The following is a 13,578-nucleotide window of genomic DNA, read 5'->3' as shown; positions in this document are numbered from 1 at the left end:
AACCGCCGACGCGCCGACCTCTGAATTTTCTTCTGTCACTTGAGTTTCTCTCGTCACATTCGGGCGCATTCTTGTCGGATCATCGAACTAGTGTTCGATGTATGGAGGTGGTGTCGGACGCGGTGGCGGTGATGAGTGAGCAGATCGCCGTTCTCTCGAAGGCGTGTGACGAGTTGTCGCACCGGGAGCTGATCGGGCTGCTCGCCGAATTGGCGACAGTGACGCGGTCGGTTCCGACTCTTGAACACAAAGTGCTGGCGCGGCTGCTGGCAGAGACTGAGCCGCACCGGCTGGGCGAAGCGACGTGGAAGAAGGTGCTCACCACGGCGCTGCGGGTCTCGGGTCGTGAGGCGGCGCGGCGATTGGTGCGGGCCAAAACGCTGGGGCCGCGCCGCTCGCTCAGTGGTGAGCCGTTGGCGCCGCTGTGGGAGGCGACCGCCACCGCCCAAGCCGACGGGCTCCTCGACGAAGAGCACGTGAGCGTGATCGCGAAGTTTCACAAGGCGCTGCCCACCTGGGTGGACGCCGGCACGCGGGCCCAGGCCGATGCGGAGTTGGCGCGTCAGGGTGGGGGGCTGGATCCAGAGAATCTGGCGGCCGCGGCGCGGTATCTGCTGATCAAGATCGACCAGGATGGGCCGCAGCCCTCCGAGAAGGACCGTAAACGCACACGCGGGCTCAGGTTCGGGCGTCAACAAGCCGATGGTTCCAGCTTTCTCAGCGGCTGGGTGACGGCGACGTTCCGTGCCGCTGTGGAGGCGGTGTGGGCCAAAGACGCCGCCCCCGGACACAACATCCCCGACTACGAACTCAACGAGCCCGCCGAAGCCGTGTCGACCGCTGAGGCAGCCGCAGGCGGGCCCGCGGTCGCTGACGAGCCGGTCGAGGCCGTGTCGTCTGACAATGAGACCGTCGATGCCGACGCGGCGGTCGCTGATCACGATCCGCGCCCCGAGGCGCGCAGCTCGGATCCGCGCACCCAGGCGCAGCGCAACCACGACGCCCTCGAAGCGATGACCTTCCGAGCGCTGGAATCCGGTCAGCTGGGCACCCACAACGGCCTGCCAGTCACCGTCATCGTCTCCACGACACTGCAAGACCTCGAGAAAGGTGCCGGCGTCGCGGTCACCGGCGGCGGCACCTTGTTGCCGATGCGGGATCTGATCCGGCTGGCCACCAACGCTTTTCACTACCTGTACGTGTATGACAAGCACACCAGCGAGAGTCTGTATCTGGGTCGCACCAAACGACTGGCCAACCCAGCGCAGCGGATCGTGGCCCACGCCCGCGACCGCGGCTGTACCCGGCCGGGCTGCGCGGCGCCGGGCTACTGGTGTCAGCTGCACCACGCCGTCACAGACTGGAAGAACGGCGGCCAGTCCAATGTCGATGACTTCACCCTGGCCTGCGGAGCCGACCACCGCATGCTCGACAACACCGACTGGCGCACCCGCAAGAACACCAAAGGCCAGACCGAATGGCTGCCCCCACCCGACCTCGACACCGGCCAACACCGCACCAACGGCTACCACCACCCCGAACGCTACCTACTCCCCGAAGACCAGGACGACGAGCCGTAGCGCCGTCTAGCCTCAAGGGATGGGCTGCATGAATCGGCGAACGTTGACGCTCGCCGCTACGGCCGCGTCCGCACTTGTGGGCGTAGCACTCACCGCGCCGACCGCACAGGCTGTGCCGTATGGCAGCAACGGCGTTTTCGGGGTGACGACCCAGCCTCGGGACGGGTGGGCGACCACCTACATCCCTCCCGGCCGCTACCGCGTCGACCAGTCCCCCAGCATGCAGCCCTACCAGAGCCCACCGGGAATCTGGTTCCGCTGCAACAATTTTCCCTGCGCTCCCACGTTCCCTGCCAACATCATCGCGACGGGACCCGCGCAGCGCAACGCTCCCACCTTCGTGGACATCCTGCCGAGCGACGTAGCCGTCGCTCTCCACAACGTCACGTTGACGCCGGCCTGATCACAGCGGCGAGGCACCGCGCAGGTGCTCGAAGATCAGTGACGTCTGCGTCCCCGCCACGTCGGCATCGGCGTTGAGGTTGTCGACGACGAACGCGCGCAGATCGTCGGTGTCGCGAGCCGCGACATGCAGGATGAAGTCGTCGGCGCCGGCCAGAAAATAGACATCCATCACCTGGGGCTTGCGCCGGATCGTCTGGATGAAGCTCCGAATTTTGCCGCGCGAGTTGGCCTGCAGGCTGACCGAGATCATCGCCTGCAGTGTCAGCCCGATCGCCGCCGGATCGATGTCGGCGTAAAAGCCCCGGATCACACCGACCTCCTGCAGGCGCCGCACGCGGCCGTGACACGTCGAGGGTGCGATCCCGATCAGATCGGCGAGCGCACTGTTCGACATACGCGCATCAGCATGCAGGGCAGTGAGAATGCGCCGGTCGACGTCATCGATCGCGACGCTCCGAACATCCTTCGGACGAGCCGTCCGAGCCTCGCCATATTCCGATGATTCTTCTTTCATATGTGCACTCTACGGAATTATCCTCATGGTTATTGCCTTCATTTCGATGTTTCTTCACAATTGTGAGAACCAAATGCCTAACGAGGAGTGATCATGCGCGTCGGTATCCCGACCGAGATCAAGAACAACGAATTCCGAGTCGCGATCACCCCATCCGGTGTCGCCGAGCTGGTGCAGCGAGGGCACGAAGTGCTCATCCAGGCCGGCGCGGGCGACGGCTCCGCCATCTCGGACGCCGACTTCAAGCGTGCCGGCGCCCAGATGGTCAACGGGGCCGACGAAGTGTGGGCCGAGGCCGAGCTGCTGCTCAAGGTCAAGGAGCCGATCGAGCCCGAGTACACGAAGATGCGCAAAGGCCAGACGCTCTTCACCTACCTTCACCTGGCCGCGTCCAAGCCGTGCACCGACGCTCTCATGGCGTCGGGCACCACGTCGATCGCCTACGAGACGGTGCAGACCGCCGACGGCGCCCTCCCGCTGCTGGCCCCGATGAGCGAGGTGGCCGGCAGGCTCTCCGCTCAGGTCGGCGCATATCACCTGATGCGTAGCCACGGTGGCCGCGGCGTCCTCATGGGAGGTGTCCCCGGAGTCGCCCCCGCCGAGGTCGTCGTCATCGGCGGCGGCGTCGCCGGCTACAACGCCGCGCGCATCGCCAAGGGCATGGGCGCACACGTCAACGTCTTCGACGTCAACATCAACACGCTGCGCAAGATCGACAACGAGTTCAACGGAAGCATCGAGACGCGCTACTCGTCGATGCTCGACCTCGAGGATGCCGTCAAGGGCGCCGACCTCGTCATCGGTGCGGTACTGGTGCCGGGCGCGAAGGCGCCCAAGCTGGTCACCAATTCGACTGTGGCAGCCATGAAGTCGGGAGCCGTGCTCGTCGACATCGCGATCGACCAGGGCGGTTGCTTCGAAGATTCCCGCCCGACTACGCACGACGACCCGACGTTCGCGGTGCACGACACCGTGTTCTACTGCGTCGCGAACATGCCGGGCGCGGTGCCCCGCACCTCGACCTACGCGCTGACCAACGCCACGCTGCCCTACGTGCTGAAGCTGGCGGGCAAGGGCTGGCAGGACGCCTGCCGCGCCGATGCCGCACTGTCGAAGGGGCTTTCGACACACGAAGGCGCACTGCTGTCCGAGCAGGTGGCCACCGATCTGGGCTTGCCCTACACGGACCCGGCCGACCTTCTGGCCTGACAACCTTCCTCTTTCGCCCGGTCGGTGTCGACGACGCCGACCGGGCGATGAGGACTCAGTCGAGCAGGTCGCCGTCGACGTAAAACCAGCGTCCGCCACGCACGGCGAACCTGGACCGTTCGTGCAGCACGCCCGCCCTGTGGTGGGCGCGAAATTCGACCTCGCCTGAATCGTCCCCACGTCGACCGTCCACGCAATGGACGACCTCCAGGCGCGTCCACGTGACCGTGAACTCCGCGACGTCGGCGGGGCGTGTCCGCGGATGCCATGTCCGCCACAGGTATTCAGAGTCACCGACGACATACGCGCTGTAGCGCGAGCGCATGAGCACCTCAGCGGTCTCGGCTTGGCGTTCTCCGACGAGCAGCGGCAGACAGCACACGCCGAACCGATGGCCGGTGCCGCAGGGACAAGGTTCGTCGGAGCGCATGCCCCACAGTGTTGTGACTTGACAGGTGTCAAGTAAACTTGCGGGCATGCTTGCGCTCACCGACGTCCTCCCCAACGTCCCCACCACCACGGCCGACGCCCTTGAGCTGTTCGATTCCTGCCCGCCCGTCGAGCCCGAGTCCATGCTTGGCACATGGCACGGCGCCGAACTCCCCACCGATCACCCGCTCGACGGCATGCTCGCCGCCAGCGGCTGGTGGGGTAAGCACTTCCGCAACAGCGAATCGGTGGATCCGCTGCTGTTCCCCACCAACGACGGCGCAGGCTTGTGGGCCCTGAACCCTCTACTCGCATTCGCCGGGCTGGGTGTGGCCACCAAGATCCCTGCGCTGAAGAATCAGAACTTCTCGGGCACCATCGCCGCACTCAGGCCCGCCCTGAAGGCTCGCGGACCGAAGGCACGCCTGCGCACAACCCGCTACCGCGGCGTGGACACCGCAACCATGATCTACGACCAGTTACCGATCAACGACGTGTTCCGCTTGGCCGACGACACCGCGGGATCAGAGGCAGTCATCGGTGCGATGGACCTCCGCGGCATCAAGGCGCCGTATTTCTTTGTGCTGCAACGCGACAATTCGCTGCGGCTGGTCTAGCGCCCGTCCAGCTCCGCCATCACCAGCGTGGCCAGTTCGCCGATCAGCGGGCGCAGGCTGGCCGCGTCCGGATCGTCGACCGCTGACCGCGTCATGAATGCCAGCAGCATCCGCTGCCCGGCCGGACCGTAGACGACACCGACATCGTTCGTTGTCCCGTAGTCGCCGCTGCCCGTCTTGTCCGCGCTGGTATACCCCGCGGGCAAGCCCGCGCGCATGCTCGACGTCTGATTGCCGAGCATCCAATCCACGAGCTGCTGGCGGCCCGCGGGCTGCAGTACGTCGCCGGTGAGGATCGCTCGGTAACCAGCCCCCAGCGCCCGAGGCGTGCTGGTGTCGCGTGGATCGCCTGGCACGGCGGAGTTCAGCTCCACCTCCCAGCGATCCAGCCTGCTTCGGTCGTCGCCGATGCTGCGCGCGAACTCGGTGATCGCAGGGGGCCCGCCCAGAGCTCGTAACAGACCGTTTGCCGCGGCATTGTCACTCTGCTGCAGCGCAGCCTGACACAGCTCGGCCAGCGTCATCGCCGTCCCCACCCGCGGTTCGGTCACCGGCGAGTGCGGGCGGATGTCGGCAGGCTCGATCGGCACCGTATCGCTGAGCGCGAGACGGCCCTGCTGCGCCCGCTGCAGCACCGCCGCGGCGGCATACGCTTTGAAGGTCGAGCACATCGCGAACACCTCGGTGTCGCGGTAGCCGAGACTCTCCTCGCTGTCGAGATTGACTGTATACAGGCCGATTTGGGCGTTGTGTCGCTTCGCCAGCGCCTCGATCCGCTCCTCGACCGGAGGCAGCGGTTCAGCTGGGTCGGCGAGTACGGTCTGCGACGAACACGCAGTCAGCGCGAACAGAGACAGCCCACCGAACAACACATGCCGTCGGGAAAGTTCCGTCATCGCCTTCCAGGCTACCGGTCAACCAGCGATGGTCTGCAGGGCCCTCGGCAGCGAGCGCTTCCCGCGCACCGGCCCCAGCACCGCCGCCCCGAACGGCTTGGCGAGCAGTTGCCTGGCCACCGCGTTGACCTCTTCGAGCGTCACACTCTCGATTTTCGACAGGGTCTGGGCGATCGTCCGATGCTCTCCGTAGTTGAGCTCGCTGCGCCCGATGCGGTTCATCCGGGAACCCGAATCCTCCAGTCCCAGAACCAATCCGCCCCGCAGTGAACCCTTCGCGATACGGCACTCGTCGGCCGTGATGCCGTCGCGCGCCACCTCGGCCAACACGTCGGTGGTCACGCGAACCACCTCGTCGAAACGCTCGGGCAGACATCCGGCGTAGATGGACAACGCGCCGCTGTCGGCGAAGGTGTCGACCGTCGAGTACACCGAGTAGGCCAGTCCCCTGGTTTCTCGAATCTGTTGGAAGAGGCGCGAACTCAGCCCGCCTCCCAAAGCGGTGTTGAGCACCGACAACGCCCACCGGTGATCCCAGTGCCGCCCCGGGGTCCGAACCCCCAGCGACAGGTGGGTCTGCTCGCCGTCCCTGTTGACCAGCTGCAGTGTCGGCCGACCGGTGACCCGTCCGGCACCCTTGCGTGGAGCCACTGGTGCGCGCCCGCGCACCAGCCGCGCACCGAAGTGCTCGCGGACCAGCGCGACGACTTCATCGTGCTGGATGTTTCCCGCCACGGCCACCACCATCCGGTCAGGCGTGTAGCGGCGCAGATGGAACGAATGAAGTTGTGCGCGGGTCATCGCAGAGATCGAATCGACGCTGCCGATCACCGGACGGCCTACCGGGTGATCACCGAACATCGCCGAAAGGAAGACGTCACCGAGCGTGTCTTCGGGATCGTCATCGCGCATGGCGATCTCTTCGAGCACCACGTCGCGCTCGACCTCGACGTCCTCGGCGGCACAGCGACCGTTCAACACCACGTCGGCGACCAGGTCGACGGCCAGTGCCAGATCCGAGTCGAGCACATGCGCGTAATAGCAGGTGTGCTCCCGCGCGGTGAAGGCGTTCAGCTCCCCGCCGACTGCGTCAACGGCCTGCGCGATCTGCACCGCGGAGCGCGTCGGGGTCGACTTGAACAGCAGGTGCTCGAGGAAGTGCGCAGCGCCGGCCACGCTTCGGCCTTCATCTCTCGAGCCGACGTTGACCCACACACCGACCGACGCCGAATGCACGGACGGGATGTGTTCGGTAACCACACGCAGGCCACCGGGTAATTGGGTGCGGCGCACCGCCGCGGACTTGTCGGTATCGCCGGAGCGACGTCCGCAACGGAGCGCGCCCGTGCTAGCTGCTGGAGGTCGCTGCTGCATCAACCGGTGCGTCAGCGGTTGTCTCGGACGCCGAGTCGTCTTCGGCGACCAGGACCAGCGAGATCTTGCCGCGGTTGTCGATATCGGCGATCTCGACGCGCAGCTTGTCGCCGACCTTGACGACGTCTTCGACCTTGTTGATCCGCTTGCCGCGGCCGAGCTTGGAGATGTGCACCAGCCCGTCACGGCCGGGCAGCAGGGAAACGAAAGCTCCGAAGTCGGTGGTCTTCACGACCGTGCCGAGGAAACGCTCGCCGACCTTGGGCAGCTGCGGGTTCGCGATCGCGTTGATCTTGTCGATCGCCGCCTGCGCCGCTTCGCCGTTGGACGCGCCGACGAACACGGTGCCGTCGTCCTCGATGGAGATCGACGCGCCGGTCTCCTCGGTGATCGAGTTGATCATCTTGCCCTTGGGCCCGATGACCTCGCCGATCTTGTCGACCGGAACCTTGATCGTGGTGATCCGCGGTGCGTACGGGCTCATCTCGTCGGGGGCGTCGATCGCCTCGGCCATCACTTCGAGGATGGTCAGACGGGCGTCCTTGGCCTGGCTGAGTGCACCCGCCAGAACCTGCGACGGAATGCCGTCGAGCTTGGTGTCCAACTGCAGGGCGGTGACGAAGTCCTTGGTGCCCGCGCATTTGAAGTCCATGTCGCCGAAGGCATCTTCGGCGCCGAGGATGTCGGTTAACGTGACGAAGCGGCGCTCGACCTTGCCATCGACTTCGACGTCGTCGGACACCAGGCCCATCGCGATACCGGCGACGGGCGCCTTGAGCGGCACACCGGCGTTCAGCAGCGACAGGGTCGACGCGCACACCGAGCCCATCGACGTGGAACCGTTGGAGCCCAATGCTTCCGACACCTGACGGATTGCGTACGGGAACTCTTCGACGCTGGGCAGCACGGGCACCAGCGCGCGCTCGGCGAGCGCGCCGTGGCCGATCTCGCGGCGCTTCGGCGAACCGACGCGGCCCGTCTCACCCGTCGAGTACGGCGGGAAGTTGTAGTGGTGCATGTAGCGCTTGGACGTCTCCGGCCCGAGCGAGTCGATCTGCTGGGCCATCTTGACCATGTCGAGGGTGGTGACGCCCATGATCTGGGTCTCGCCACGCTCGAACAGCGCGCTGCCGTGCGCACGCGGGATCACCGCGACCTCGGCGGAAAGCGCGCGGATGTCGGTGACACCGCGTCCGTCGATACGGAAGTGGTCGGTCAGGATGCGCTGGCGCACAAGCTTTTTGGTCAGCGACCGGTAGGCGGCGCCGATCTCCTTCTCACGGCCGGCGTACTGCTCGGCAAGACGCTGGAGCACCTCGACCTTGATCTCGTCGGTGCGGTCGTTGCGCTCTTCCTTGCCGGGGATGGTGAGCGCCTGCGAGAGCGCCTCGGTCGCCACCGACGCGACGGAGTAGTAGACGTCCTCGGCGTAGTCCGGAAACAACGGGTACTCGGCGGTCGCTTTACCCGCGGCGCCGGCCAGCTCGGCCTGGGCGTCGCACAGCACCGAGATGAACGGCTTGGCGGCCTCAAGGCCTTCGGCCACGACGGTTTCGGTCGGGGCGCCCGCGCCACCGGCGACGAGCTCGATGACGTTCTCGGTGGCCTCGGCCTCGACCATCATGATCGCGACATCTTCTTTTCCGGCGGTCTCTACTTTGCGCCCGGCGACGACCATGTCGAACACGGCCTTCTCCAGCTGCTCCACGGTGGGGAACGCGACCCACTGGCCCTCAACGAGAGCGACGCGCACGCCGCCGACCGGGCCGGAGAACGGCAGACCCGAGATCTGGGTGGACGCCGACGCCGCGTTGATGGCGAGCACGTCGTACAGATCCTTGGGGTCCAGGCTCAGCACCGTCACGACGACCTGGATCTCGTTACGCAAGCCGCTGACGAACGACGGGCGCAGCGGCCGGTCGATCAGGCGGCACGTCAGGATCGCGTCGGTGGAGGGACGTCCCTCGCGGCGGAAGAACGATCCGGGGATGCGGCCCGCGGCGTACATCCGCTCTTCGACGTCGATCGTCAGCGGGAAGAAGTCGAAGTGCTCTTTGGGCTGCTTGCTGGCGGTGGTCGCGCTCAGCAACATGGTCTCGTCGTCGAGGTAGGCGACGACGGAGCCGGCGGCCTGCTGGGCCAACCGGCCCGCCTCGAAACGGATGGTGCGGGTGCCGAAGCTCCCGTTGTCGATCACGGCGGTGGATTCGTACACGCCGTCTTCAATTTCAACTACAGACATGGATGTCCGTACGGCCTCTCTGGGTCATCTACGGTTTTGCGTGATCACGCTCGCTATTGCGGACACCCCGGGGGTGACCCGGGAAGTCGCCCGGATGCGTCGACGGCCGTCGATCGAAGCGGCCGGAGGGATTCCTCCGACAGCCACTACCGAAGACCGCGCGATCGGGCGGTTCGTGTCTTGTCACGCGGGAACGGTGCACGCGGGTCTGCGAGGACCGCACCCAGGTGTGTTCGTGCCATGGGGCAGGAGAACGCACCCATGTTACATCCCGGAACCTCCGGAATCCCTAATCGTGGTGGCCGCCGAGATCAGGCGACGTCGTCGACGCACACCGCGCCTGCACGGCCGTCGTCCGCGTGGGAAGCGGCCAGTGTCAGCGGCGCAGGCCGAGGCGCTCGATCAGCGAGCGGTACCGCTCGACGTCGACCTGGGCGACGTACTTCAGCAGCCGGCGACGACGGCCGACCAGCAGCAGCAGCCCGCGACGCGAGTGGTGATCGTGCTTGTGCTGCTTGAGGTGCTCGGTGAGATCGGAGATCCGCTTGGTCAGCAGCGCGACCTGCGCCTCCGGGGAACCGGTGTCGGTGTCATGCAGGCCGTACTGGCCCAGGATGTCTTTCTTCTGCTCGGTCGAGAGCGCCACGAAACAACTCCATCAATTCGGTCCGCGAACATCGGGGTTAATCCCGAGAAAGAGCACGGCCACCGCGAACTGCAGCACGTCTCAGGTCGGCAGGGAGTCTAGCAGCGCGCCCACGACGGCCGCCAATCGACGAAAGCCCAGCTAGTGAGCCGACAGGATGGTGCGTGCCCGGTCGGTGTCGGTGCCCATCGCCGTCACCAGGTCGGCCACCGAGTCGAACTTCTCCTGGCCGCGCAACCGCGCGACGAAGTCGACGGCGACGTGCTGGCCGTACAAATCCGCATCGGTGTCGAGTACGAACGCCTCGACCGTTCGAGTGCGCCCGGAAAAGGTCGGATTGGTGCCGACGGACACCGCGGCCTGATAGCGCTCACCCGGAATGACGGTGCCGACCACGGGCCCGTGCCCGAGGACGGTGAACCAGGCTGCGTAGACGCCGTCGGCTGGGATGGCCGAGTACATCGGCGGTGCGACGTTGGCGGTCGGGTAGCCCAGATCTCTGCCGCGACCATCGCCCCGCACCACCACCCCTTCGACGCGGTGCGGCCGCCCCAGCGCCTCGGCGGCGGCCACCATGTCGCCAGCGTCGACACAGGAGCGGATGTAGGTCGACGAGAACGTCACCGTCTCGTCGCGGTGGTGTTCTGCCACCAGCGAGAGGGAGTCCACCGCGAAACCGAACCGGTCGCCGGCCTTGCGCAACAGGTCGACGTTTCCGGCGGCCTTCTTGCCGAACGTGAAGTTGTCGCCGACCACGACCTCGACGACGTGGAGCCGCTCGACGAGCAGCTCGTGGATATAGCGCTCGGGCGTGAGCTTCATGAAGTCCGCGGTAAAAGGCACGACGAGGAAAACGTCGATGCCCATCTCCTCGACCAGCTCGGCTCGCCGGGTCAATGTGGTCAGTTGCGCAGGATGGCTCCCCGGGAAGACGACCTCCATCGGATGGGGGTCGAACGTCATGAGCACCGTCGGTACACCGCGCGAACGGCCCGCCTTCACGGCGCGACTGATCAGTTCCTGATGCCCACGATGGACGCCGTCGAACACACCGATGGTGACGACGCATCGACCCCAGTCTGTGGGGATTTCGTCCTGCCCCCGCCAGCGCTGCACGCCGTTAGCCTACGACCCGCTAGCCACTTCGGCCCAAATCGCAGCCGAGCGACACCAACGGATCAGGTGATGATTGCCTAAACTTCAATGTCGTGACCCCCGACGGCAGCCCGGACAACACCGCCGACCCCGCCAGACCCACCGATCTGTCGACGGTCGCCCAGGACTACCTGAAGGTCATCTGGACCGCGCAGGAATGGTCGCGGGAGAAGGTCAGCACGAAGATGCTGGCCGACCGCATCGGAGTCTCGGCCAGCACCGCGTCGGAGTCGATACGCAAGCTTGCCGATCAAGGTCTCGTCGACCACGAGAAGTACGGCGCGGTGACACTCACCGACGCAGGCCGGCGCGCCGCGCTGGCCATGGTGCGCAGGCACCGGCTGATGGAGACATTCCTCGTCAACGAGCTGGGTTACGGCTGGGACGAGGTTCACGACGAGGCCGAGATTCTGGAGCACGCGGTCTCTGACCGAATGCTCGACCGCATCGACGCGAAGTTGGGCTACCCGACACGCGATCCGCACGGTGACCCGATCCCCGCAGCGGACGGCAAAGTTCCGACGCCCCCCGCTCGACAGCTGTCGGCCTGCCAGGACGGCGAGGCGGGCACTGTCGCGCGCATCTCAGACGCAGATCCCGAGATGCTCAGATATTTCGACTCCGTCGGGATCAGCCTCGACTCCCGGCTGCGTGTCGTCGCCCGCCGCGACTTTGCCGGGATGATCTCCGTTGCCATCGAAGAACCCGGCGACGAGACCACTGTCGACCTGGGCAGCCCTGCTGCACAGGCAATCTGGGTCATCGCATAGGAAGGCACCATGGCCAAACTGGAGCTGTCCCGCTCGCTTCCGCTGTCAGCCGAGCAGGCGTGGACGCATGTGTCGGACCTGTCGTCGATGGGCGACTGGCTGACCATGCATCAGGGGTGGCGCTCCGAGTTGCCCGACGAGATCACGGTGGGGACGACGATCGTCGGGGTTGCGGGTGCCAAGGGGATGCGTAACCGCGTCACCTGGACTGTCAAGGAGTTCGATCCACCGTCGGCGCTGGCGGTCAGCGGCGAGGGCGTGGGGGGAACCCGCTACAAGCTCACGATGAAAGTGGCCTCGACCGGCGACGGTTGCACCTTCACGGTGCGGATGGATCTCGGCGGCGCTCCCCTGTTCGGACCCATCGGCGCCGCGGCCGCGCGCGCGGTCAAAGGCGACATCGACAAGTCCATCAAGGAATTCGAGCGGCTCTACTGCTGAGCGATCAGGCGTGGACCAGCGCGGGCGATCTCTCATCGCGGCGTTGCCAGCTCCGTACCATGGCGAAGAAACCCGCGGTGAAACCCGTTGCCAGCGCGAACATCACGGCTAGATCGTGGCCGGTGACCAGCCCCCGGTTGACGTAGAACATCGTGATGGCGGTGAATCCCGGAAGATACAGCAGCGCCCCTGTGACGGCACCCGGGAAATACCGCCCCGTCTTCAGGGTCTCGACGATGTGGAAGAACCCGTTGATCAGCAGCACGCCGACGAAGAACCACACGGCGGGCAGGTAGACGAAGCTCAAGGCGAGAATGGCGATCGGATTGAACAGGCCTGCAACGGCATCTGTGAAGAATGCTCGGCGGGCCGTCAGCGGTCCGTGCGGATCGCCGCTTCGCCAGGCCACCGCGTTGAAATACTTCAGGAAACCTCCGGGCCACAGGTACTCCTCGATCGTGTGCAGCGTCGCGATGGGCCAGATCAGCCAGAACACCCAGTCAGGGTCGGTGCGCCTGCCCGGGTCGACCAGGATGAAGACGCCGAGGGCGATGGCAATCACCGCGCCAGTCCCGTTGAGCCATTGGGTAGCTCGGGTGTAGCGGCGGTACTCGTGCACGGAGTAGGTGAGGGCTGTAGTGCTCATCGTGTTTCCTTCTGGGCTCGGCCTTGCAGGTAGTGACTGACGTGGGCTTCGAGGTTGACGGTCGGAGGCTCGGGGAGCAGGCGTGAGACGATCCCGAGGTACACCAGGGGGCCTACCAGAGATGCGTACGCCTGCAGCGGCGGTTCCTCGATGAGAGCGCCTTCGTTCTGGTAACGAGCCAGAATTCCGGCAACCCTTCCGACTTCGCCAATCGAATACGTTGCCGCCGAACGTAGTTCGTCATTGTTGGCGAGTTCGGACAAGATCGTCGGCAGCACGTTCTTGCGGCGACCCGTTGCGTCCCAGATCGAGGCCACCATGCGCAGCAGGTCTGCCCGCAGATCGCCCGTGTAGTCGCCGACAGAACTTGCGATCGTCGCAGCCTCGCGCTCGAATGCAGCCGCCACGAGTCCTGCCTTCGAGCCGAAGCGACGGAAAATGGTCACCTCGTTCACACCGGCAAGCTCGGCGACGCGACGGGTCGTCATGGCTCCAAAGCCCACCTGCTCGGCGCACGTCACCGCGGCGTCGAGAACAGCCAACTGTGTGGCATCCCATTTCGGCTGAGCCATCCCCGGACCTCCTATGCAAGCAAGTACTTGCTTGCACTTTAGAAGGTGCCTCTGCGTACGTCAACCGTCCACGTTCAGCTGC

General features: G+C 65.8%; 15 protein-coding genes. 6 read left to right on the top strand and 9 right to left on the bottom strand.

The annotated features are described in order from the left end of the window. Positions 1–101: 101 nt before the first annotated feature. Together AWC12_RS22005 and AWC12_RS22000 are read left to right on the top strand one after the other, a co-directional pair. Positions 102–1,580, top strand: coding sequence for an HNH endonuclease signature motif containing protein (locus AWC12_RS22005; protein WP_085176948.1), 1,479 nt, complete (start codon positions 102–104; stop codon positions 1,578–1,580). A gap of 28 nt (positions 1,581–1,608) precedes the next feature. After that, positions 1,609–1,983, top strand: coding sequence for a hypothetical protein (locus tag AWC12_RS22000; RefSeq protein WP_420087731.1), 375 nt, complete (start codon positions 1,609–1,611; stop codon positions 1,981–1,983). Here the strand turns inward: AWC12_RS22000 and aldR are convergent, their stop codons facing one another. Continuing rightward, positions 1,984–2,499: an HTH-type transcriptional regulator AldR gene (aldR, locus tag AWC12_RS21995; protein ID WP_085176944.1), complete on the bottom strand. Its 516-nt coding sequence runs from the start codon at positions 2,497–2,499 to the stop codon at positions 1,984–1,986. A gap of 93 nt (positions 2,500–2,592) precedes the next feature. Between aldR and ald the strand changes: the two genes are divergently transcribed. Next, the gene (gene ald, locus AWC12_RS21990) at positions 2,593–3,708 is read left to right on the top strand and encodes an alanine dehydrogenase (RefSeq protein WP_085177381.1); all 1,116 of its coding nucleotides are present in this window, start codon (positions 2,593–2,595) and stop codon (positions 3,706–3,708) included. A gap of 55 nt (positions 3,709–3,763) precedes the next feature. Here the strand turns inward: ald and AWC12_RS21985 are convergent, their stop codons facing one another. Then, a complete protein-coding gene (locus tag AWC12_RS21985) occupies positions 3,764–4,138 on the bottom strand; it encodes a YchJ family protein (RefSeq protein ID WP_085176942.1) in 375 nt (124 codons plus the stop codon). Between the two features lie 46 nt (positions 4,139–4,184). Between AWC12_RS21985 and AWC12_RS21980 the strand changes: the two genes are divergently transcribed. Further along, complete coding sequence (locus AWC12_RS21980; RefSeq protein WP_085176940.1) at positions 4,185–4,754, top strand: DUF4334 domain-containing protein; 570 nt, start codon at positions 4,185–4,187, stop codon at positions 4,752–4,754. Here the strand turns inward: AWC12_RS21980 and bla are convergent. The 5 genes from bla to AWC12_RS21955 form a co-directional block, all read right to left on the bottom strand. After that, a complete protein-coding gene (gene bla / locus AWC12_RS21975) occupies positions 4,751–5,650 on the bottom strand; it encodes a class A beta-lactamase (protein WP_085176938.1) in 900 nt (299 codons plus the stop codon). The genes AWC12_RS21980 and bla overlap by 4 nt on opposite strands. Positions 5,651–5,668: 18 nt before the next feature. Continuing rightward, positions 5,669–7,024 carry a M16 family metallopeptidase gene (locus AWC12_RS21970; protein ID WP_085176936.1) on the bottom strand — a complete coding sequence of 452 codons (1,356 nt, stop codon included), beginning with the start codon at positions 7,022–7,024 and terminating at the stop codon, positions 5,669–5,671. Next, positions 6,999–9,266 (bottom strand): polyribonucleotide nucleotidyltransferase, encoded by a 2,268-nt coding sequence (locus AWC12_RS21965; protein WP_085176934.1) that lies wholly within the window; start codon positions 9,264–9,266, stop codon positions 6,999–7,001. The genes AWC12_RS21970 and AWC12_RS21965 overlap by 26 nt, the downstream gene beginning before the upstream one ends. Positions 9,267–9,642: 376 nt before the next feature. Further along, on the bottom strand, positions 9,643–9,912 hold the full coding sequence (rpsO, locus tag AWC12_RS21960) for a 30S ribosomal protein S15 (protein ID WP_024445988.1): 270 nt from the start codon (positions 9,910–9,912) through the stop codon (positions 9,643–9,645). Positions 9,913–10,053: 141 nt separating this feature from the next. Further along, a complete protein-coding gene (locus AWC12_RS21955; protein WP_085176932.1) occupies positions 10,054–11,028 on the bottom strand; it encodes a bifunctional riboflavin kinase/FAD synthetase in 975 nt (324 codons plus the stop codon). Between the two features lie 92 nt (positions 11,029–11,120). Between AWC12_RS21955 and mntR the strand changes: the two genes are divergently transcribed. Beyond that, positions 11,121–11,837 carry a manganese-binding transcriptional regulator MntR gene (mntR, locus tag AWC12_RS21950; protein ID WP_085176930.1) on the top strand — a complete coding sequence of 239 codons (717 nt, stop codon included), beginning with the start codon at positions 11,121–11,123 and terminating at the stop codon, positions 11,835–11,837. A 9-nt stretch (positions 11,838–11,846) separates the two neighbouring features. Beyond that, entirely contained in the window at positions 11,847–12,278 is a 432-nt protein-coding gene (locus tag AWC12_RS21945) for a type II toxin-antitoxin system Rv0910 family toxin (protein ID WP_085176928.1), read from the top strand. Positions 12,279–12,282: 4 nt separating this feature from the next. Here AWC12_RS21945 and AWC12_RS21940 read toward each other — a convergent pair whose 3' ends face one another. Both AWC12_RS21940 and AWC12_RS21935 read right to left on the bottom strand, forming a co-directional pair. After that, positions 12,283–12,924: an HXXEE domain-containing protein gene (locus AWC12_RS21940; protein ID WP_085176927.1), complete on the bottom strand. Its 642-nt coding sequence runs from the start codon at positions 12,922–12,924 to the stop codon at positions 12,283–12,285. Then, positions 12,921–13,496 (bottom strand): TetR/AcrR family transcriptional regulator, encoded by a 576-nt coding sequence (locus AWC12_RS21935; protein ID WP_085176925.1) that lies wholly within the window; start codon positions 13,494–13,496, stop codon positions 12,921–12,923. Before AWC12_RS21935 ends, AWC12_RS21940 begins: the two co-directional genes overlap by 4 nt. Between the last annotated feature and the right edge of the window lie 82 nt (positions 13,497–13,578).

The sequence above is a fragment of the Mycolicibacterium iranicum genome (assembly GCF_002101705.1).
GTDB classification, from domain to species: domain Bacteria; phylum Actinomycetota; class Actinomycetes; order Mycobacteriales; family Mycobacteriaceae; genus Mycobacterium; species Mycobacterium iranicum.
The sequence above is the reverse complement of the archived record's forward strand: the minus strand, read 5'-3'. Positions and strand labels throughout refer to the sequence as shown.